This is a genomic window from Arthrobacter globiformis, assembly GCF_046536215.2.
In the GTDB taxonomy this organism is placed as follows: Bacteria; Actinomycetota; Actinomycetes; order Actinomycetales; family Micrococcaceae; genus Arthrobacter; species Arthrobacter globiformis_E.
Window position 1 is genome coordinate 1802040 of the sequence record NZ_CM143421.1, and the last position, 21759, is coordinate 1823798.

Below are 21759 nucleotides of genomic sequence, written 5' to 3' on the forward strand. Positions count from 1 at the left end.
CGTGATGTAAAGCACGTAGGATTTATGAGAGTCCTGCACCGGAAAGGAAGCAAACAATGCCTGCGCAAGCTGCCAGGAACGCACGGCCGCTGAGCGAGCACATCTACGAGCGGATCAGCGATGAGATCGTCAATGGCGTGATTGCCCCGGGTGCTCCGCTGGTCCAGGAGCAACTCGCCAGCGAATACGGCGTCTCCCGCACGCCTGTCCGGGATGCCCTGAACCGCCTGGTCCATGACGGCCTGGCCACCCTGGAACCGGGCGCCGGCTATTTCGCCACGACGCTGACCCGCTCGGAAGTCGAAGAGATCTACGAGGTCCGCAAGGCGCTGGAGATCATGGCGATCCGGCAGTTCGGGGCCCAGTACTCGCACATCGAACTCGCCCGGCTGGAGCTGCTGATTGCCGAGGGCGCCGCAAGCGCCGACCCGGAAGAACTGTTCACGGCCACACGGGCTTTCCACTTGGGACTGGCGGCACCGGCCAAGAACGGCTTCCTACTCAAGACCCTGCAGTCCGTCTGGGACAACCCGGTCCAGCGCCTGATCACGCGCTCCTATCCGCTGGACAAAGCCAAGCTGGACCGGGTCGCAGATGACCACCGCCGCATCCTTGCAGCCGCCCGGGCGGGCGATCCGGACACCCTGATTCCGCTCCTGGACCTGTGCCACGAAAAAGACTAGGGACCGGTCCGTGGCGGGGACAGAGTTTTCGTCCAGATAATGGCTTCCGGAGGCCTTTTAGCGGCCATTATCTGGACAAAAACTCAGGCCGCGGCGAACGCCAGTCACTCCCCCAAGCCTGCTGGTTGAGCCTGTCGAAACCAGATTCAGTCGTCGCTGTAGCGGGCAAGTGCCTCGATGTAGACGGCGGCCGTTTCTTGGTCGCCCCTGTCGGTGTACTTGGCGATGATGTTCGCCAGGTCATGTTTGATCACCCAATGCGCGTCATACGGTTCATGCGGTCGGGGAACAAAGTCGTTCATGATGTCCATTCCTTCCAGGCTATGAACTGATGGTGCCCCCGTTCGGGCAAGGTCACCGAAAGTTTCAAGCAAGATCCGCAAAGGTCTGCAGTCGGGCCCCGCCGGACAGGCGCACCACTACTGCAACGCGGGGTCACTTAGCGCCCAATGAGGGGCCTTAATTGGGCGGTAAGTGACCCCGCGTTGCCTTTAAAAGTCCGGGGTGCCCCTTAGAGTGAACTACCAGGATGTGGGCCGCGACCACCGAGGACCGGATGGACTACTACGCAATCAACGCGCTGCGTGAGAACCATGCAGGCTGGTCCCTGCTGCGCGCCCAGAACGCCCCGCTCGCGATCTCGTTCTTCATGGCGGCGTTCACCGGGCCCAACCAGCGGAACCTCGGCCGGCAGCAGCTCATCGACAGCCTCGACGACGTTCTCTTCGGCCTCCGCGACGCCTACGGCGAGGACAAGTTCCCGCGCCAGGCGGCCGAGTACCTCGATGACTGGGCCGCCCCCGAAAGGGCATGGCTGCGGAAGTACTACATCCAGGGCCAGGACGAGCCCCGCTACGACCTCACCCCCGCCGCGGAGGACGTGGTCCGCTGGGTCGAAAGCCTAAAGGGCAGGGACTTCGTGGCCACCCAGTCGCGACTCACCAGCATCTTCGCCGTCCTCGAGCGGCTGGTCCAGCAGTCCGAAACGGACCCCGAAGTACGCCTGAACGAGCTCCAGAAACAACGGGACAACATCGACGCCGAGATGCAAAGAATCCGCGACGGCAACATCCGCGTCATGACGGCCCCCGAGGCCCTGGACCACTTCCAACAGCTGCAGGCCCTGGCCAAGGACCTCCTGTCAGACTTCCGCGAGGTCGAGCAGAACTTCCGCAAGCTGGACCGCCAGGTCCGCGAGCAAATCGCCACCTGGGACGGCACGCAGGGCGAGCTGCTCGAATCGATCTTCGCCAACCAGCAGGACATCAGCAGCTCCCTGCAGGGCCGGACGTTCCAGGGCTTCTGGGACTACCTCATGTCGCCGGAGTCGAGGCGGAAACTGCAGGAACTCCTCCAGCGCGCCACGCAAATCGAAGCACTAAAGCAAACAGACAACCTGCCCGCCGTCACCAACCTGCACCAGGACTGGCTGCCCGCCGTCGAGCAGACCCAGGGCACCGTCCGCCAGCTCTCCCAGCAGATGCGCCGGCTGCTGGATGACAAGGTGTTCCTGGAGAACAAGCGCATCATGCAGCTCATCCGCAGCGTCGAATCCGGCGCCCTCGCCACAAGGGAGCAGCCCCCGTCAGGGGACTTCATCGAAGTAAGCGCCCCGCATGTGGACATCACCCTCCCGTTCGAACGCCCGCTGTACGAGCCGAGCCGCCGGGTCATGGTGGAGGACCAGATCGAAACCGCGGACGACGCCGACGTGGACGCCGGTGCCCTCTTCAGCCAGTTCCACGTGGACAAGGAACGCCTCAAGGCCAACATCGACGCGGTGCTGGCAGAAGGGGCGGAACAGGCCACCCTCGCGGAGATCACCAAGAAGCACCCCGTCGAACAGGGGCTCGCGGAGATCGTGGCGTACTACCAGCTGGCCACGGAGTCGGACTGGGCCACCATCAACCCGGACGCCGAGCAGCGGATAGCGTGGCAACTGGAGGACGGCAGCGTCCGCGAAGCCACCCTCGAACAGATCATCTTCGGAAGGCCCGCATGAACCCGGCAGCGAATTTCCCAGCCACAGCGGAAACGGACAGCCGCACGCCCGAGGAACTTCCCGGCGTCGTCACCCGGCTCTTCAAAGGCGTGCTGTACGCCGAGGGGGACGAGAAGCTCTGGCAGTCGCTGCTGGGCCTGTCCTCCCAGGTCCGCGACTACGTGTCCGTGCTGGGGCTGGACCTGATCCTAGACGAGTCGGAGGGCTACGCGTTCCTGAAGTCGCGCGAGGATCCGGACGGCACGCTCCCCCGGCTGATCCCGCGCCGGCAGCTGACCTTCCACGTCAGCCTGCTGCTGGCCCTCCTGCGCGGCCGGATGCTGGAGTTCGACACCAACAGCAGCGAGCTCCGGCTCATCATGACCGAGCAGGACATCGCGGACATGGTGGCCGTCTTCCTGCCCGAATCCAGCAACGAGGCCCGGGTCATGGACCGGCTCGCCACCGACATCCGGAAGGTGGTGGACCTCGGCTTCCTGCGCAAACTCCGCGGCCAGCCCGGCACCTACGAGGTGGCCCGCATCCTCAAGGCGTTCGTGGACGCCCAGTGGCTGGAGGAGTTCGACGCGCGGCTGGCGGACTACCGCGCGACTCTCACCGGAGCTGGACTCACCAAAGCGGCCAAAGAGGAGGACGGCAAGTGACCGCCGACCTGCAGGACACGCTGTTCAGCCTGGAGGAAAAGACGGACGACGGCGGGACTCCCCCGGGCTTCCGGCTGCACCGTCTGGAGCTGCTCAACTGGGGCACGTTCCACCAGGGCGTCCGGACGTTCCGGCTGGACGGCGCCAACAGCCTCCTCACCGGCGACATCGGCTCGGGCAAGTCGACGGTGGTGGACGCCATCACCACGCTGCTGCTGCCCGCGAACAAGATCGAGTACAACAAGGCAGCCGGCGCGCAGAAGAAGGAACGCTCGCTGATGTCGTACGTGCGCGGCTTCCACAAGAGCACGCGCAGCACCGGCGGCGAGTACTCCAAGCCCGTGGCACTGAGGAGCACCGGCGCGCTGACCGTGGTGCTCGCCGTCTTCCACAACGCCGTCCTCGGCAAGTCGGTCACCCTGGCCATCACCCTGTGGGCCACGCAGGAGGCCGGCCAGCCCAGCCGCTTCTACTCGCTCGCCGAGGCGGACCAGTCCATTGCGGCCGACTTCTCCAACTTCGGCCAGGACCCCGCGAAGCTGAAGAAGAAGCTCCGGGCCGCCGGCGCCTCAGTGCACGACACCTTCGAGCCCTACGCCGCGGCGTTCAAGCGGCAGTTCGGCATCAGCGGCAACCAGGCCATGGAGCTGTTCCACCGCACGGTGTCCATGAAGCAGGTCGAGAACATCACCTCCTTCGTGCGGACCAACATGCTGGAGGAGGACAACGTCGGCGAGCGGATCGGCAACCTCATCCACCACTTCGACGACCTGAAGAAGGCCCACGACGCCGTGCTCCGGGCCAAGGACCAGATCGCCCTGCTGACGCCCATCACGGAGGGCGCCGCGCAGCACGCGAAGCTGAGCCGCGAGGACGAGCTGGCCCGCCAGCAGCGCGACCAGCTGCACCCCTGGTTCACGGACCGGAAGCTGCAGCTGAGCCTCGAGCACCAGACAGAGCTGGAACGCACCGGGGAACGGCTGCAGGAGGACAGCTCCAAGCTGCGCACGGAGATCAGCGGGAAGCGGCACGAGCTGTCCGCCGTTCAGGAGGACATCAGAACCAACGGCGGCGGCCGGCTCGCTGCCATCGACGCCGACATGGCCAGGTTCGCCGTCGAGTCGCGGACCCAGCGGCAGCGCTTCGACACCTACGCCGAGGCCGCGAAGGACCTGGGACTGCGCCCGCCCGAGGACAAGGTGCTCTTCGACGGCAACAGGGCACGGCTCGGCGAGGTGGAACAGCAGCTCACCGACCAGTCCAACGAACTGCAGGACCGACGCACCGAGCTGACCATGACGCATACCGTCCTGACCGGCCGGGCGTCGGACATCGCGGCCGAGCTCACCAGCCTGCAGTCCCGCCCCAACCTGCTGCCGATCGCCCAGCTGGACCTCCGCCGTCGGCTGTGTGACGGCACGGGGATTGCGGAAGCGGCGCTGCCGTACGCCGGCGAGCTGCTCCGGGTAAGGGACGGCGAGGGTGCGTGGGAGGGCGCGGCCGAACGCACGCTGCACGGCTTCGCGCTGTCCCTGCTGGTGCCGGCGGAACACTACGCGGCCGTGAGCAGCTGGGTGGACGCCAACAACCTGAAGGGCCGGCTGGTCTACCTGCGGATCGGCGAATCCCCCGCGGCCAGGGCGGCGGAGCCGGGGACGCTGGCGGCGAAGATCGCCATCAAGCCGGGCACGCCGTTCCGCAACTTCCTGCTGGACGAGCTCGCCACCCGGTTCGACCATTTCTGCTGTGACACGCTCGAGGACTTCCGCCGCTACCCCAAGGCGCTCACCGTCAACGGGCAGCTCAAGGGCGGCCGCGGCAGGCACGAGAAGGACGACCGGCGGGAGCTCACGGACCGCCGCAACTATGTGCTCGGCTGGGACAACCACGACAAGATCAGCCGCTTCCTCGCCGAGCAGGACGAGGTCCGGGGACAGCTGAAGGTCACGGAGGCGCAGCTGGCCAGGGTGATGGAGAACCTCGGCGCGCTGGGCCGGCAGAACCAGCAGCTGGGCACCGTCCGCTCGGTGGCGGACTTCGGCGAGATCAGCTGGCAGCTCACGGCCCGGCGGATCGAGGAGCTCAAGGCCGAGAAGACCGAGCTGGAGACGGCCAGCGACGTGCTGAAGCAGCTGACCGCCAAGGAATCCGCCGTCGCTACCGAGCTGGGGCGGCTGGAGGAGCGGGCCGGCAAGCTGCGCGAGCGCCTGGGCGCCAACGAGAAGGACGCCAGGGACATCGCCGAGGCGATCGAGGAGTGCCGCGGCATTCTCACCGAGACTCCCCTCACGGACGACGGCGGGGTGCTGGCCGCCGTCGAACATCTCACCCAAGCCGCGCTTGGGGACAAAACGCTGACGTACAAGAACACGGGCACGGCGGAGAGCACGGTCCGGTCGGGGCTGACGGACACCATCGACGCGCTGTCCAAGCGGATCGCCCGGGCGGCGGAGGGCACGGTCCGGCTGATGGCGGACTTCCGCAACAGGTACCCGAACGAGACCACGGACATCGACGCCGCGCTCGAGGCCTCCCCGGACTACAACCGGCTGCTGGAGCAGCTGGTCAGCAATGACCTGCCGCGGTTCGAGGCGCACTTCAAGGAGTCGCTGAACCAGAACACCATCCACGAGGTGGTGGCGTTCAACGCGTTCCTGGACAGCCGGCGGCAGGACATCGTGAACCGGATCGGCGAGATCAACCAGTCGCTGGCCGGGATCGAGTACAACCCTGGCCGGCACATTCAGCTGGAGCACCAGCAGACGTCGGACCAGGACGTGCGCGAGTTCGGCGTGGACCTGCGGGCGTGCTCGGAGGGGACCATCGGCGACGAGGACCAGTACTCGGAGCAGAAGTACCTGCAGGTGGAGCGGCTGATCGAGCGCTTCCGCGGCCGGGAGGGCCTGACCACGCTGGATGAGCGGTGGACGGCGAAGGTGACGGACGTGCGGAACTGGTTCACGTTCTCGGCGTCGGAGAAGTGGACCGAGACCGGCGAGGAGTTCGAGCACTTCACGGACTCGGGCGGCAAGTCCGGCGGGCAGAAGGAGAAGCTGGCGTACACCATCCTGGCGGCGGCGCTGGCGTTCCAGTTCGGGCTGGGGTCGGGGAACACTGTTTCCAAGAACAAGAACAGCGGCCGGAGTTTCCGGTTCGTGGTGATCGACGAGGCGTTCGGGCGCGGGTCGGACGAGTCCGCGCGGTACGGGCTGCAGCTGTTCCAGCGGATGAAGCTGCAGCTGCTGATCGTCACGCCGCTGCAGAAGATCCATGTGATCGAGCCGTTCGTTTCGCACGTGGGGTTCGTGGCGAACACCAACGGCGACGACTCGCAGCTGCGCAACATGACCATCCAGGAATACCGCGACGAACGGGACCGGCGTGCCGGCTGAGTCCTGGACCACGGTCGCGGGGCTGCGGGCGCAGTCGCTGAAGGCGTGGAATAGCGGGGCGTTGCTGCGGGAGCTGCTGGAACCGTCGGGCGCGTATCCGCGCCGCCGTTCACTGAAACGTCCGACGGCGGCAGCCCTGTTGAGTGATTACGCTGCGGCCCACGCGTGGGCGGCTGAGCTGGTGGCCGGGGTTCGTCCGTACGAACTGGAAACAGTTGAGGTGGGGCGTCGGACCGTTGGCTCCAACCGAATTCCGGCAGCGGCCGTGTTCGCGACCGTGGAGGACGAGATCGGGTTTGTCAGGAAGTCCCGGGAGGCGGGGCGGTTCCGGGAGCTGGCTGCGGGTCTGGGTGAGCTGGACCCGCTGTTGGTTGGCTGGGCGGCGCGTCGGCCGCTGAAGCTTTTGGAGCTGGGTTCGGATGCCGAGGCGGCGGCAAGGGTGGCACTGTGGCTTCGGGACAATCCGGAGCCTGGTATCTACGTCCGGCAGCTCGGGCTACCGGGAGTCCACACGAAGTTCATCGAGCGGCACCGACAGGTGATTGATCAGCTGCTCGTCGCTCTTTCGCCGGCATCCGACGGCGGCGAAGCGGACACAGACTCCGATGCTCCTTTGGAAGTCGCCGAACCTGATGTAGCTGGCTCGGACGCAGCGTTGGAAAACGGTGCCGGCCGCACTCCTGCGGCCCGCTTCGCCCGCCGGCACGGGTTCCTGCATCCACCCGAACTCGTCCGCTTCCGTATTCTCGATCCTTCGATCCCTGCTCCGGGCGGTGCACGCGACATCACCGTCACGGCTGAAGCCTTCAGTGCCTTGCAGCTGCCAGTAGGCACCGTGATTGCGACCGAGAACCAGGTCAACTACCTCGCGCTGCCGGAACGCCCGGGCACGCTGGCGCTGTATGGGGCGGGGTATGGTTTCTCGTCTCTGCGGGAGGCGGCATGGCTTCGTGACTGCCAAGTCCTGTATTGGGGTGACATCGACACCCACGGCTTCCGGATCCTGGATCAGCTTCGTGCGGTGCACCCTCACGTGGAAAGCATTCTGATGGACGAGGAGACGCTCCTGTCTCACCGAGACGCTTGGGGAAGGGAACCGTCGCCCTCAAGAGTCGCACTGGCGAGGCTGACACCCGAGGAACGTGCGCTATATGAAGCCCTTGGCAATGACACCTACGGATCATCCGTCCGCCTCGAGCAGGAACTCATCAACTGGGACTGGGCGCTGGAGAGGCTCAAACGCTAGGTGGTCCGCAGAATACCGTGCGCAGCTCGCCACGATTCACTCGGGCAACTCTTCCGAAATCTGTTCGATGAAATCCTGGTCGTCGCCGGCGCAGTCCGAAGCGGCAACCGCGAGCGACTGGCGCCGCGCCTCTTGCCTGAACTCCTCCGTGCGTACGTCCGGGATCCACATCTGAATCTGCCGGAATCCCCGCTCGCGCATGGCGGCACGGTGCCGCGCAACCCGATCCCTTACGCTCATGGTTCCAAGTTACCTGCCCCTTGACCGAGTCTGCAGTGCTGGCCCTGTGACGCGGAAACGGTCGAAGGACACCCGGATACGGGTGTCCCCCGGCCATTTCCGGGTCCTGATGGGGCATCGTGAACCGAGACCGTAACGCTCTCAGACTTACTGTCCGCGAAGGGTCTTCTTTGCGCCGTGCTGGTGCGAGTTGGCCAGAGCTTCTGAGTACGCGCGCCATCCACGAGGCGGTGGCGTTCAAACGCGTTACTGGACAGCCGGCGGCCGGACGGCGGGAACCGGATCGGCGAGATCAACCAGTCGCTGGCCGGCACTAAGTACAACCCGGCAGCCGTGCGTCTTGAGCAGGAGCTCTCCCGGTGGGACTGGGCGCTCGCCGCCTCACCGCCGGCGCCCCGTGAGCCTGTAGAAACCCTGCCCCGCCGGTTGCCACACCCAGTCGTCGTTTCCGATGGGTTGGCCCGGTTCGGCTACATGGCCTTCAGACAAACACTTAGGAGCCGAACGCCGTGGCGTACTGTTTGTTGACGCTCGGGCTGAGCAGGCCACTAACCCTTAGTAGGGCGGTTCCCTTCATGTGGTGCCACTCGGTGCCTAGCACGGGGCCCGCTTCTTTCAGGACGCGCAAGATGTAGGCGGAGCGCGCCTTCGCATCAGCCTCGTTTTCGAACACTTCAACGACGGCACCGCCGTCGATGCCGGTCTCCCCCGCCGTGGCGCCCGAGTCGGTGATCCATGCCGCGGACGTGTACTGGTTGGGCCGGCCAAGGAGCTTGTTCGAGTCCAGCGCTTCGGTCACCGTGGTGATCTTCGTGATGCTGGCAACCTTTGGCTTCAGGGCGGCAGCAACCGTTGTTGCGTCAGCTGCCGCAGTCGGAGTCGGCGTTGCAGTTGGGATCGCCGAGCGCGTGGGTGTGACTGAGACCGCCGAAGAGGGAGCGGCCGGGGTAGCCTGATCCGAGGTCTGGGTTGAAGGTGCCGAGCAGGCGGCCAGAAGTAGTGCTGTCGCCCCAAGGACGGCCACATGTTTACGCATACCGCTGATGCTAACCGCTGGCATCACGCCACCGAAATACGACGCGTCCCGGCCAAGTACAGGTGAAACCCTGCCCTCGTGCACTGCGGACGGTCATGGAACAGCGGAATGCAGTAGATTCTTGCACTTCATGTACTAATTATCCGTACAGATCATCCTGTCCGCCGTCAGTGACGACATGGACAGCAAGCACTCCCAGGGGGACACATGAATAAGCGTTTGGGTGCCGTCGCGGCAGCACTGCTGGCGTTGGCGGCAAGCGGATGTGGCGCATCATCCACTCAGACCGGCGGCGGCACGGCGGCCGCCAGCAGCACTGAGTCAGCGGTGCCGGCAACGAGTTCGGCCGCGGCCGAAGTGAAGATGGGAACAACGGCAGACGCCATCGCGGCCGGGTGGCTAGCCGGTAACGCCAAGCCGACCTTCCCGGCTGGCGGCGCAGGCAAGGTCGATGTGGTAGCTTCCGCCCCCATAAAGGTCGATATGATCGGATCCGTTACTCTCCCCGTCGCTGTGCGCAACGGCACCGATGGGCCGATCACCAGTGTCGAGGTCACCGGGGCCGCCATGGATGCAGCCGGCAAGATCCTGGCCTCCGGCCGCAGCCAGGGCTTCTCCCCTGCGGTAGTGCCAGCGGGAGGGATCTCTCTGGGTTACGTCTACATTGACGCGAAACTGCCGACCACGGCAAAGCTCGAATTCACGGTTGCCTCGAAGCCCCTGGAGGGCGACCCCTACTTCCAGGATCTAAAGGTCAACCAGGCCAACGCCGTGGGGACTGCGATCACCGGCAAGGCAACCAACACGTCCAAAAACAAGCTGAACGGACCCTATGGCGTTCATGTCACCTGTTTCGACGCGAAGGGCAAGCTGCTGGGCAGCCAGACTGGGTACGCCTCGCCCGATGCGGACCTGGCTGCCGGACAGAGCGTGACCTTTCAGGTGGATTTCTACGACGAGCCCTGTCCCACATTCCTGGTTGGCGTCTCGGGATACGGGCCACTGTAGGCCCCTAGCGGGCCACCGGAGGGACGGGGAGCTTTAGGTCATAAAGGAATCCGGCCGGGACAACTCGGAGTCTAATGCAGTTCGCCCGTCCGCAGCCGAATTGGTTGCGGACGGGCGCCTCTGTTCGTGCCCCCTCTGTGCCCACCCGGCAACTCCAGGGAAACTAACTTGTCCAACAAGCGCGTACCACTTGCTAGGCTGGGATTCCCCCAAACAAAATGCAAGCGAGGCATAACGTGCACGAGGACGCCGTCCGGTTCCTGTCCCAGCCGGTGGAGGCCCAGCCCGGCTCACCGCTCCGGGTCGCCGTCTACTCACGGATCGCCGAAGCCATCCGCAACAGCCTGCTGCAGCCCGGCTCCATGCTCCCCACCGAGACCGAACTCGGCACCGACATGAAGGTCAGCCGCACCGTCGTCCGCGAGGCCCTCATGCTGCTCGAGGAGGACGGCCTCATCCGCGCCCGCCGCGGCGTCGGCCGGTTCGTCTCCGACACCCTCCCCCGCATCGGCATTGAACGCATCCGCCCCTTCGAGGAAGTCCTCGGCGGCCCCGGACACCAGGTCCAGATCAAACGCATCCAGGTCGAGAAGCAGCCAGCCTCCGAATTCGTCGCCCCCGGCGTCAGTGTCGAACCCGGCACCGACGTCTGGCTCTGGGAGTCCGTCCTGATCCGCGACGGCGAACCCATCGCCCACCTGCAGGAAAACATCTCCGCCCTGCCGGTCAGTTTCGCCGGCGGCGCCGCGGCGCCGTTGGAAATTAACGACGACGGCGGCACCACCCTGCTCACGGCGCTCAACAAAGCAGCGGGCCGAGGGCTCGGTCCGGGCGAGTGCCAGATCAGCCTCAGCCAGGTCGGCCCCAGCCGCGCCAAACTGTTGGACCTGCGCCCCTCGGATCCCGTGCTGGTCCTCACCCAGTACGTCCGGCACGCCAACCGGCCGTTCTACCTGGCCAAGTGCCTCGTCGCCGACCGCGCCGGGCACCTCTCGGTGATGCAGTCGCTTCCGTCCTAGTACTGCAAGTGGAACTCTCCGCCTCCCCCTACGAGGCGATGACCACGGCACGCCGTTGAGTTTAGATTCCCGCTTCGACCAGCGCCCGCACGAGTGCGGCACCTACGACGACCCGATCCTCCGCATCGATTAGTTCTCCATCGACCTCTACCTGGCGAATGGGGAGGAACCCCGTACCTGTGGCGCCGTGCGCCCGACAAATCGCGTGAAAGCGGTTCGAGGCGTCGGCATCCTGGGGCGCTGCTAGTTGGAAGCCTTCTTCGACGCACCGGATACCGCCGCCGCTCCGCGAGAGCTGAAGCCATCGCGGCGCCGTCTCATAACCTCGAAACCAAGGGTCGTTAATTCGGGCCTCGACCGCGCTGGCGCGGTAGATCGCGAGTAGATAGGGATCTCGGTAGTAGGCGCTTCCCGTCAACGAGGCGGTGCGGAGCATGCACATCGAGTAGCCCCAAATCCCCCGAGTGGGTCGGTGCTCGCCGTAGTAGATCCCTGTTTCGCCTTCGCGCATTGCTGGGTAGGCGACCAAGTAATAGCGCCAGTCGTGCCTGCCTGATGCCTGACGGGATGTGACGAACTCAGCGGCAGCGCGCTCCAGGCTGCTCAGCGTGGGTTCGTCGGAGGCGGAGACCTCGTCGAGTAGGGCGGCAAGTGCCGAACGCAGTTCGCCGTTTCTCCCGCGACCGGAGTGGGAGAACACTTCCCGCCATCGCGATGCTTGGCTCGCCGCGCGTGTTCCGAATTGTCTGATACGCCCGCTGCCGAAGTCGAAGCCATAGTCACCTTTGGCGAGCAGTGCGGCAGCGAAGAGACCCCACGCATCCGGTTCGGTAATGCGTACAAATGCATTGGCGCGCGCCCGAAGCGTTGCTGGTTCGAGATCGAACGCGAAGATTCGGCCGCGGAGAAGCGGATGATCTTCGAGGCGATGAATCACCACCTCGAGATCAGTGCCGTTGAAGGCTTGCTTTGCCTGCTCGTCACGGACTCGATCGGGGTTGAAACCACGAAGCTCCTCGAGCGACGCGCCTCTGATTAGGAGCTCGACGCCCGGAACGAGGTCGGTCATGCGAGCTTCACGGACCTCGTCATCCGCTAGGTCGATGAGGTTGCGCAAGACGCGAACCCGCCTCGCGAAATTATCCGTCCGATACTGCCGGTGGACGAGCACGGCCAGCAGGAACAGCGTCTCCGCCAAGGAAAATTGACGGTTGCGGCCACGCTTAATGCCATAACTGTGCAAACAGGACGCAAACAGGTTGATGTCGGTGGCGTCGAAAAGCGGGACCTTTTCCTGGTCGGCTGCCGTTTGTGCGCTATCCGACTCGGTGAATACGCTCGCGAACACCTCGCGGACGTCGTCAACACCCACCCACGTGTCGAACGCGTGTTCCATGAAGTCCAGGTGCTGCTCACGTCGTGGGTTCGCAGGCCCGAAAGCCCGCTCCGTGCGCTCGAACAGGGTTGCGCTTTGCATCGTCTCACCGTCCCGCCACTCACACACTTCGACCACGAACTCGAAGTACCGAAGAAACTCGTCGTCGACGATGTCGTCGCCACCGTCGAACTGCCACAGGACGTCAGTCCAGGCGCCATCGATCTTGTGAATGATGCGGTTGAACCTCTCCGCGTCGGTCCCTTCCGCGAGTAGCTTCTCGAATCGGGCTTTGAAATTCTCGAAGCCAGTCAGCGGTTTCCCGCGGGAGTTCATCTTGATGTACAGCTCGTCGCCAGAAGGCATGTCATCGATGGGGAGGAAGTAGAACGAGACCGCCGGCCGATCCTTGGCGATCAGGCGCGACCACGCCTCCTCGAGATCGACGTGCGCTTGGCCGAGTCGATCGTGGATCGCGTCCAACATGACGAGCATTGCCTGGACCGTCGGATCGTGCCGCCATGCATATAGGTACCACGACTGGTTTGTGATCCATTCGGATGGCGCGGCGAAGTCGTCGGTCAGTGGATGCTGCGGGTTCACGAGCTGCCGACAGAAGAGCTCCGCTGTCGGGCGAGTCGCGTAAGTCAGTTTGAGGATTCTTTCCGCGTCACCCAGTCGATCGGTTCGCGCCGCGAGGTACCAGTGCAGGAGGAAGAGCGTGGTGAGGCGTTGCTGTCCGTCCAACGGCTTGAGCGCCGAGTCCTCTATCTCCCCGTAAACGAAATCGAGATCCAGAGGTTCGCCGCCGCCAACCGCCCCGATGAGTGCATCGAGGAAGTCATGTCGAATCGTCTCGACGAGTGCGCCTCTTCTACCTTGCGCGTAGTCGCGCTGGATGAGGGGAATCTCGATTCGCCCGACGCTCGGCATTTCACCCGCCGCGTGGCCGAACATGCCGGCGAATGTCGTCTTGTGTCCCTTCACGCGATGAACTCCTCTTCGTTCAGCTCGGGGTCTGGCCTCAGGTACGGCTGAATCGTCGCGAGAATCGCGTCCAGATACGCCTCCCGGTCCTGAGCTCCCCAGAAATGGATCTGCTGGTCGTCAGCGTCCGTGTAGTACTTTAGGAACACGTTGCGGGTGCAAGGGGGAATGTAGGAGCCCGTTTTGTCGCGACCGATCATCTCCCTCCGCTTCACTTCGAATGTGGAGTTCGACAGGGCGCTGTTATCGCCGCTCGCAAGCAACGCAAGGTTGGAGATCGTATGCACGCCGTCGTCGCCATCAGCTTTCCCCTCGGTGAGCACAGTCTCGACGAGGGCTTTGGTCTGATCGAACTGGGTGCCCACCGCGACGATCCGAGGGTCCGCGATGGCCGCGAGGACGCCATCGATTTCGGCTAAGAGGTTCTTGCGTAGGTCCTCGTCGATACTCGGGACGTCGCTGATGGCGCCGCGGTGAAGCCGGAGCCATTCGGTCCACACCTTCTCGTCGCGCTTGAGGTCAAGGGCGTTCTGCGCGTGGATGTGTTCGAGCGACCAGACGCCACGTGAGTGCGCATGGAACGAGTAATGCTCTGTTGAGTCGGATCGGAGGCGGACTGTCTCCACGTTCATCAGGAGGAGGACGTCCGAGCATCTCGATCCCGACTTCTGGTAGTCGAGGTCAGCGACCTGGCCAGCGGTGAGGTTTAAGTGCTTGGCGATGAGTTCATCGAGCACGGCCTGGAGCGCGGGCCTAGTCAGCCCGGTCACTGCTTCGATAAGGCCCGCAAACGTGTGTTTGCGGGTCGCTACCAGGTAGCCCACCTTGTGGAAGATGTCGCGATCCTCGTACCAGCCGACGATGAGAGAATGCAGCTTAACCACGTCGTCCCAGAATGCCTGCGGGTCGTCGTCGATCACTGGCCGCAGTGTCTCGAACGTGTAGTACCGCGGCCGATGGCCGCCGGGTGGTGTGCCTCCGCGACGATCCGCGAGGGTATCCAAAATCAAGCTAATTCGCGTCGGCACATCCTCGCTAAGCGTGGTCACGAACGACCAGACCTCCGGCACTCGGAGTTCGCGTTCGAACTGATCCCACTGAGCGGCAGTCTGCTCGCTGCGGTCAGATAAACCCGCCCCATGCTTGAGTTTCGCGAGCAATTGAGCCTTAACGAGTTCGGCATCCGAGAGCAGGATCCGTCCAACGTTCAAGCGCGTGAAGAGCACGATGGAGTCAAGTTCCTTCGCGGCTTCATACCAGATCACTCGGACCGACTCGAAAAGGTAGTCGTAGAACCGGTTCGCGGCCCATTGCTTGCGGTGCTCGTACCGATCGAACCATTGATTGATGTGCGCGTAGGCCGCGAAGATGTGATGGAAGTCAATATTCTCTCGTCGGCGCTTTTCCGTCGGATTGCTCAGGAAATCTGCGCTCCCGCTTCTCGTCTCGTACTCGATCGTGAATCCTGCGCCGGCGTTCTGCAGGCCCTCGCTCCGCATGTACTGGAATATGAGAAACAACGTGGTCAGCCTCTGTTGGCCGTCGATCAACTCCCACCTGCCATCCCCCATCGGCTTCACTACGACTGGCTGCAGATAGTAGGGGTCGCCGTTACTCGCCCAAATGTCGTCAAGCAAGCGCCCGACCTCCTCGGTCCCCCACCGATAGCCGCGCTGGTACGCGGGAACGAAGAATGATCCAGCTATGTCTCCGACGGCACGTCGCTCGAGTATTGCCTCCATGGCCCCACCATATGCGTGTGCCATGTCGTGCTGCCAGCTCAGAGCGAACCGAGCTCGGTCCCGAACCGCTTGGCGGCCTCGACAACGGGCTAATCTCAGTCTCGTCGCCAAGTGCGCCGTACACTCACCGCGTGACTTCGGCGGAGTTGATCGAAGGGCGCTGAAGCTCACGCCCGCCGATTAACTCATGCTCCCCGACGAGTTACTCAGCAGCCTCGAGGAGTCGGACGGATCCGACGCCAAGTGCACGGTGCCGGATCCCCTACGGACAGTGGAGCCTTCTTCCAGCCGACGCGAAGTGTCACATAAGCCCAGTAAGTCGAAACACAGGGGGTGCGAGACAGCTGAAGCCAGTTTGAGTGAAACCAAGTGGTCACAGAGGACCGCCACCGAACACAAACTCCGCTCCTCGAGTTAAGGTTCGGGCAGGAATAGTTACCGCTGCCGACGACGAACCTAGCGAACGGTTGCCGCAACTACGCGACGTACCCCCTGTGTGCTACAGGTATCTTGAAACGTCCCCAGAAGATGACCGGCTGCGGGACGAGGCTGCCGAAGGGCCTCGCGAGCCTTCACAACATTGCTTCCGCCGCCAAGCCTGTCGCTAACCCGGGCGCAACTACCAAATCGGTCAGTCGACCAACGCAACCACGGCGGCCCCCGCTTCCGAACCTTTGCAAGCACCGAGCATCAGCAGCGTCTCCACCAAGTGCGGTGCAAAGTCGTCCTCAAGCGACAGCACCACCTTGCAGCGGGCCCCAGGCTGCTCCGGGTAGTCCAGGTACAGCCCGCGTAGGTCGCAGACAGTCTGCCCGCGGCTAGGCCCGGACGTGGTGTCGACGTCAACATGCACCACGGGCGCCACCGCAGGGGTTACGGCACCCACCGCGAGCGCCGCGGCCAGCGGGTCGTGCATCGCGGAGCAGGCGCGGCCGAATATGCCCTCATAGAAGCGGAAGTAATAACCCAGCATCTCCCCCAGCGCGCGCGGCACGGGTCCGGGCGAGGCCAGCAGCTCCTGCCGGTGGTTCTCCTCCAGCACGTTGGTCATGGTCACGTCCAGCGGCACCAGGGTCACGTTCCAGCCGGCGGACAGCACCAGGGCGGCGGCCTCGGGATCGTTGGCGATGTTCGCCTCCGCCACCGGGGTAAGGTTCCCCGGGGCCAGGGCCGCGCCGCCCATGATGGTGACCTCCGCGACCAGCGACGGCAGAGAAGGCTCCAGCCGCAGGGCCTCGGCGATGTTGGTGAGCGGGCCGATGGCCAGGACCCGCAGCGTGCCGGGGTGCTCGTGTGCGAGCCGCACGAGCATCTCCGCCGCGGTCTCCGGCGCAAGGGAAACAGAGGACTCAGCAAGCGACACCTCGCCGATGCCGTTAGCGCCGTGCACCCACGGCGCTCCCCCTCCGAAGGAACCGGCGAGGGGGTCGTGCGCGCCGAGGGCGACGGGGATGTGCGCGTGCCCGGCGAGCTCCAGCAGGTCCAGGGTGTTGCGGGCGCCGACGGCGGCACTGACGTTGCCGCTGACCGCGCCGATCCCCCGCACGTCCGCCTGCGGGGAGGCGAGCAGGTAGGCCAGGGCGAGGGCGTCGTCGATGCCGGTGTCGCAGTCGAGGTAGAACGGGAAGCTGGTCATGGAAGCGGTTCTTCTTTCGGTTGGTGCGGCAGGGTCTAAAAGGTCTCGCCCTTGGGGGCGGCGACGAAGAGGCTGACGATGAACGCGGCGGCTGTAATGCCCACCGAGATCCAGAGAGCCGTGGCGTAGCCGGCAGGCGTCGCCTGGGCGGCGAACGGGGCAACTATCACGACGCCGAGACTCGCCCCGATGCCGAAGGAGGCACCGTTGATGCCGGGCAGAGCAGCCGGCGCCTCCTTGGGCGAGAGCAGGACGGAGAGCCCGTTGATGGCCGTCAGGAAGAGGCCGTTGTAGAAGATGCCGAGGGATGCAACCGCGACCATCACCGCCACCCGGTTGCCGGAGAACGAGGCGGCCGCCACGGCGCAGGCCAGGCTCAGCGCCGTCCCAAACCGAAGCGTCTTGATCCAGCCGCGCCGCCCGGCCAACCACCCGGCCAAAGGTGCCGCAAACACACCAATCAAAGCGGCCGGGGTGAGGAACAGCAGGGCCGAGAGGGAGGCACTGAGCCCGAACCCGGCGTCGTGATCCTGGCTGAGCAGCACCACGGTGAAGTTCATGATGGCGAAGATGCCGGCAAGCGTCAGGACGGTGCTGGCGATGACAGGCCACACCTGGCGGGAGCGCAGGTGGTGGACGGCGATGAGCGGGTGGCTGCGCCGCTTCTCGATCATCCAGAAGGCGGCGAAGGACATGATGGTGCCGGCGAGCAGGGCCAGGGTGCCGGGCGCGGTCCAGCCGGCGGCCGACCCGCCGGAGACGAAGTAGGTGATGAACACCAGGAACACCGAGAGCGAACCCGCACCCCACCAGTCCATGGCGCCGCGGACGTGCTCCGGCCGTCCCTTCGGGACGGTCTTGAGGATGCAGCCGGCGGCGACGGCGGTGAGCACCAGCACGACGGCGAAGATGGACCGGAAGCCGAGGGTCTCGGACATCAGGCCGCCGACGTAGCCGTCCACTCCCCCGATGCCGCCGTTGATGGCGGCGATGATGCCCACGGAAGTGCCGAAGACGCGCGGCTGCAGGTTCTCGCTGAGCACGATGTAGGAGAGGGCGAAGACTGCGCTGGACACGCCCTGCAGGAAGCGGCCGACGATGAGCAGCGGCAGGGTGGGCGCGGCGATGCAGAGGATGGTGCCGGCGCCCATGATGGCCAGCACCAGCAGGAGCGCGGTGCGTCGGCCGATGAGGTCGCTCCACCGGCCGATCACGGGACCGGCGATGGCGCCGGCGAGGAAGAACATGGACTGCACGGGGGCCGCGGCGTCGGCGGACTGGCCGAAGCTGGCCGCGATGTGCGGCAGCGCCGGGGTGACCATGCTGGCGTTGAGCTGGAAGGACAGCACACCGAGCAGCAGGGTGGAGATGAGCAGGGCGGCGGGACGGCCGCTGAGTTTGGTCTGGTGCACGTCTTCATTGTCGACGGCGGCTGGCGGCGAGGCGGTGCCAGCGGATGGTGTGTTCACATCAAACTCCTTTGTTCTGCAGGCTCGTCCTGCCGTAGGGATGTGAGTTGTTATACAACCACGTATGACGAACAAGTTCAACCTGCCGTACACTGTTTTCCAATTCAGCCGCTTCCGGCTCGACCTGATAGGACTTCTTCATGAGCACTCGACTTCCTGCCCTCACCGTCGTTGGCAGCATCAACCTGGACATCATCGCGACCACGGACCGGCTCCCCACAGCCGGCGAGACCATCGGCGGCGGCGTCCTGCAGCAGCAGCCCGGCGGCAAGGGGGCCAACCAGGCAGTGGCCGCCGCGCGGCTCGGCGGCAGTTTCCGGATGATCGGCGCGGTGGGCAACGACGCCCAGGGCCGCCAGATGCTGGAGGCGCTTTCATCCGCCGGCGTGGACACTTCTGATTTGGCGGTTCTCGACGGCGCCGCGACGGGTACCGCGCTGATCGTGGTGGACCGGGACGGCGAGAACCAGATCGTGGTGTGCCCGGGGGCGAACTCAGCGTTTTCGTTGGAGGGCGTGGAGTTTGCGCCGGACGAGGCTGTGCTGTGCCAGCTCGAGGTCGGGCTGGACGTGGTGCTGGAGGCGGCGCGGAAGTCCTCGGGGTTCTTCGTGCTGAACGCCGCGCCGGCCATGGACCTGCCGGCAGAGCTGCTGGAGCGCTGCGACCTCGTGATCGTCAACGAGACGGAGTACGAACTGATCCCCGCGTTGGCTGACGCGAAGCTCGTGGCCGTGACGTACGGGAAGGACGGCTCGGCGATGTTCGAGCACGGGCGGAAGGTGGCAGAGGCGCCTGCCGTTTCTGTGGCGGTCGCCAACACTATCGGCGCGGGCGATGCGTTCTGCGCAGCGTTGGTGCTGGCGCTGCGAAGCGGATTGCCCTACAGCCCGGCGCTGGCCGTGGCCAACGCAGTGGGGGCGGATGCCGTGGGTGATCCCTCGTCGCAGCCTGCGCTGGCTCGCTTGGACGCGTATGTGGCCCGGGTCGGAGCCACTACGACTTGAGTTTGGCTTTCAGGCCGGTTGCCCCAGCCGGCTAATCAAATGTACGAAAAATCACCTGAGCGGACTCTCGTCAGTCCGGGCATTTCACCTTAAAGCACCCCTACATGGACGTGCTAGATAAGGTGCCACACCGGGTGGAGCACGCCGGACATGGCCGACAAAAAGCCGCCGGTGCAGTGGTCGCGAGAGCGACCCTGCCCTTCACGGGGCGGCCCTATAACGAGATCGCGATCGACTATCGGCGAGGGTTATACAACCTGTGTCAAATTTTCCTATCGCTTTACCTCACACTCCACCCAGTAGTCAGCATAACGCCTGTGACAACGGCTTTCCTCGCAATGAATTTCAGCCACCGCTCCGGCCAATTAGCGTTTCCTCACCCGAATTCCGAACAGCACACACCTCACTATATGAGAGTTCGTTTGAGTCGGTTTCGCCAAGCCCGTGCGGATGTAGGCATGACATCACTGACAGCTGTCTCGAGTTCTACCCCATAGGCGCGTATGACGCGTCTGCCGTGCTCTGGGGCACCCTCGATTAGCGCCTTGATCTTCATAGCATCGCTGAAAATGTAGGCGGCCAGGATATCCAGTTCGTCTCTGAGTTCCAGTTTGAGGCCGAACAAGGCGCTCCGGAACCGGATGTAGGCCCCAAGATCATGGGCGTCCTCCATCGCCCTCGCAACCACAAGGAGCTGGTGGACTGGAATAACAGCAATGTCCGGGTGATCTATATCGCCGTGAGGTAAACACTCATGGTTCCAAATAGCGCCGCCGTAGGCATGGAGTGGCACCGCAATTCCATAAACGTTGCGGGTTGGCGCAGCCCAGGCCAGCCCGTCTACCCTAACCTCGCCTCCGAGCTTAACGGCATCCATCCGGAGCTTGAGCTGTTTCGCTGCCTTGCCGACGTCGTCCGAGAAGGAGTGGATGACAGTGCCGGACCTTTGCACAGCTGCCATTGCCTTACATTCACCAATGAATGTATGCGCTGACAATTCCCGAAGGATAAAATCTGTTTCACCCTTATTCTTTGTCTTCGGTATTGGAATTGAGACGGGAGCATAGGGAAGATCAATTCCTGAAGGCAGGACCCTGCTTAGCGATCGCTTTACAGCATTCTCGAAAAGGTCCGATCGGTCCTTTTCGTCGCAGAGTAGACGGCGAGCTAGGTTCAGAAGGGCCAGTTCGAGGCCATACGTTGCCTCCCTTAGTGCTACTGGGGCGATAACTCCCCCCACGCTGACAAATGGATAGGCCTCAATATCCAGAGTCTCCGTCAGACCTTCGAATGGCTTGGATCGATACTCGTCGCCCTGCACTGTCAAAGCTTCAATCAGCGGACGAGCGAAAGATGAAATCGAGGGCACGGGCCCCACGGCTTGGTCGTTGGCCTGGCGATCTATCCTGTCCACATACGCTTCTACCCATTTGAAGAGATCGGTAACTGCTCGCTGAGTGACGAACTCCAAACCGCGGTACTTCGTGGGGTTGCTCTGTATTTCGACCGCCATGGATGTGCAAAAGAGTTCTGAAGCCCAGCGGAAGTGAACAACAACTGCCCAAATTCTTCGCTGAGTTTCTTGCGAGGGGTTCACTTGCACGCCCCGCGCGAGTTCCTCGTCTCTTTCAACCAGCTGGGAAATGATTTGGGATGTGGCCAACCAAGCGCCGCATGCTGCGGCGAATTTTTGAACATTCGCCGGATTCTGATCTGTCCCCTTACCTGAAACTGCGAGAATCCAGTGGAAACGGTTGAATCCAGCCCGGCCGGCATACCTTGCTGCAGGTGAATTTGCCATGGCATGTTCAAGAGCCTTCATATCCACAGCGGTGGCCCTGTCCAATATTCGGAGGAGCCACTCCGCCCTTCGGCGAGACCTCTCCCTGTAGTCTCCAACCCGGGCTAGGACTGCTTGACGCTCCTCCGCGCTTGCTTCACCATTCAGCGCCTCAAGCAATCCCTCTGTTACGGCCGGAGGAAGAGCACGCCGCTCCTCCACACAGTAAAGTTGCTGGTCCATCTCCTCCGCCCAGTCTGCGGCCGACTGCCTCTGCCCCATGATCCCTCTCCTCCGCAACTTCCACTTGTTATCACTTATGTAGGGCCTGAACGGCGCGCTGCCTCCAGCTGCTCTTCAGGTGCGCCTCTCAGACTCCAACGCTTGCATAGAGCTTGACGCCGCATGCGCGGGGCAGAGGTGTTGATGCCTTGCTTCACCGGACGGGTCTAGTTGACATTGTCGATCTCCTAGCTTGGATCCATGTCGATTAGAT

General features: G+C 64.0%; 16 protein-coding genes. 8 read left to right on the forward strand and 8 right to left on the reverse strand.

Features of this window, described 5'->3' with window-relative positions:
- Nucleotides 1-56: 56 nt before the first annotated feature.
- Nucleotides 57-683: a GntR family transcriptional regulator gene (locus R5O87_RS08090; RefSeq protein WP_410554414.1), complete on the forward strand. Its 627-nt coding sequence runs from the start codon at nucleotides 57-59 to the stop codon at nucleotides 681-683.
- Between the two features lie 146 nt (nucleotides 684-829).
- Here R5O87_RS08090 and R5O87_RS08095 read toward each other — a convergent pair whose 3' ends face one another.
- Nucleotides 830-985, reverse strand: coding sequence for a hypothetical protein (locus R5O87_RS08095; RefSeq protein WP_410554415.1), 156 nt, complete (start codon nucleotides 983-985; stop codon nucleotides 830-832).
- A gap of 227 nt (nucleotides 986-1212) precedes the next feature.
- Between R5O87_RS08095 and R5O87_RS08100 the strand changes: the two genes are divergently transcribed.
- The 4 genes from R5O87_RS08100 to R5O87_RS08115 are packed head-to-tail and all read left to right on the forward strand — an operon-like array spanning nucleotide 1213 to nucleotide 7967.
- A complete protein-coding gene (locus R5O87_RS08100; RefSeq protein WP_462836414.1) occupies nucleotides 1213-2685 on the forward strand; it encodes a DUF3375 domain-containing protein in 1473 nt (490 codons plus the stop codon).
- The gene (locus R5O87_RS08105; protein WP_410554418.1) at nucleotides 2682-3329 is read left to right on the forward strand and encodes a DUF4194 domain-containing protein; all 648 of its coding nucleotides are present in this window, start codon (nucleotides 2682-2684) and stop codon (nucleotides 3327-3329) included. The genes R5O87_RS08100 and R5O87_RS08105 overlap by 4 nt, the downstream gene beginning before the upstream one ends.
- Nucleotides 3326-6721 carry an ATP-binding protein gene (locus tag R5O87_RS08110; RefSeq protein ID WP_410554419.1) on the forward strand — a complete coding sequence of 1132 codons (3396 nt, stop codon included), beginning with the start codon at nucleotides 3326-3328 and terminating at the stop codon, nucleotides 6719-6721. Before R5O87_RS08105 ends, R5O87_RS08110 begins: the two co-directional genes overlap by 4 nt.
- Nucleotides 6711-7967 (forward strand): Wadjet anti-phage system protein JetD domain-containing protein, encoded by a 1257-nt coding sequence (locus R5O87_RS08115; RefSeq protein WP_410554420.1) that lies wholly within the window; start codon nucleotides 6711-6713, stop codon nucleotides 7965-7967. Before R5O87_RS08110 ends, R5O87_RS08115 begins: the two co-directional genes overlap by 11 nt.
- Before the next feature lie 36 nt (nucleotides 7968-8003).
- Here the strand turns inward: R5O87_RS08115 and R5O87_RS08120 are convergent, their stop codons facing one another.
- Together R5O87_RS08120 and R5O87_RS08125 are read right to left on the reverse strand one after the other, a co-directional pair.
- Nucleotides 8004-8207 carry an antitoxin MazE family protein gene (locus R5O87_RS08120; RefSeq protein ID WP_410554421.1) on the reverse strand — a complete coding sequence of 68 codons (204 nt, stop codon included), beginning with the start codon at nucleotides 8205-8207 and terminating at the stop codon, nucleotides 8004-8006.
- A 493-nt stretch (nucleotides 8208-8700) separates the two neighbouring features.
- Nucleotides 8701-9006, reverse strand: a complete 306-nt coding sequence (locus R5O87_RS08125; RefSeq protein WP_410554422.1) for a hypothetical protein — start codon at nucleotides 9004-9006, stop codon at nucleotides 8701-8703.
- Nucleotides 9007-9450: 444 nt separating this feature from the next.
- Between R5O87_RS08125 and R5O87_RS08130 the strand changes: the two genes are divergently transcribed.
- Together R5O87_RS08130 and R5O87_RS08135 are read left to right on the forward strand one after the other, a co-directional pair.
- Nucleotides 9451-10251, forward strand: coding sequence for an FxLYD domain-containing protein (locus R5O87_RS08130; RefSeq protein WP_410554423.1), 801 nt, complete (start codon nucleotides 9451-9453; stop codon nucleotides 10249-10251).
- 236 nt (nucleotides 10252-10487) lie between these two features.
- Nucleotides 10488-11270 (forward strand): GntR family transcriptional regulator, encoded by a 783-nt coding sequence (locus R5O87_RS08135; protein ID WP_410554424.1) that lies wholly within the window; start codon nucleotides 10488-10490, stop codon nucleotides 11268-11270.
- 61 nt (nucleotides 11271-11331) lie between these two features.
- Here R5O87_RS08135 and R5O87_RS08140 read toward each other — a convergent pair whose 3' ends face one another.
- From R5O87_RS08140 to R5O87_RS08155, 4 genes are all read right to left on the reverse strand, one after another.
- On the reverse strand, nucleotides 11332-13632 hold the full coding sequence (locus tag R5O87_RS08140; RefSeq protein ID WP_410554425.1) for a DUF262 domain-containing protein: 2301 nt from the start codon (nucleotides 13630-13632) through the stop codon (nucleotides 11332-11334).
- Nucleotides 13629-15374, reverse strand: a complete 1746-nt coding sequence (locus R5O87_RS08145) for a DUF262 domain-containing protein (protein WP_410554426.1) — start codon at nucleotides 15372-15374, stop codon at nucleotides 13629-13631. The genes R5O87_RS08140 and R5O87_RS08145 overlap by 4 nt, the downstream gene beginning before the upstream one ends.
- A 631-nt stretch (nucleotides 15375-16005) precedes the next feature.
- On the reverse strand, nucleotides 16006-17010 hold the full coding sequence (locus tag R5O87_RS08150) for a nucleoside hydrolase (RefSeq protein WP_410554427.1): 1005 nt from the start codon (nucleotides 17008-17010) through the stop codon (nucleotides 16006-16008).
- 35 nt (nucleotides 17011-17045) lie between these two features.
- Nucleotides 17046-18479 carry an MFS transporter gene (locus R5O87_RS08155; RefSeq protein WP_410554428.1) on the reverse strand — a complete coding sequence of 478 codons (1434 nt, stop codon included), beginning with the start codon at nucleotides 18477-18479 and terminating at the stop codon, nucleotides 17046-17048.
- 140 nt (nucleotides 18480-18619) lie between these two features.
- Between R5O87_RS08155 and R5O87_RS08160 the strand changes: the two genes are divergently transcribed.
- The gene (locus tag R5O87_RS08160) at nucleotides 18620-19483 is read left to right on the forward strand and encodes a ribokinase (protein WP_410554429.1); all 864 of its coding nucleotides are present in this window, start codon (nucleotides 18620-18622) and stop codon (nucleotides 19481-19483) included.
- A 406-nt stretch (nucleotides 19484-19889) separates the two neighbouring features.
- Here the strand turns inward: R5O87_RS08160 and R5O87_RS08165 are convergent, their stop codons facing one another.
- Nucleotides 19890-21545 (reverse strand): hypothetical protein, encoded by a 1656-nt coding sequence (locus tag R5O87_RS08165; RefSeq protein WP_410554430.1) that lies wholly within the window; start codon nucleotides 21543-21545, stop codon nucleotides 19890-19892.
- Nucleotides 21546-21759 lie beyond the last annotated feature (214 nt).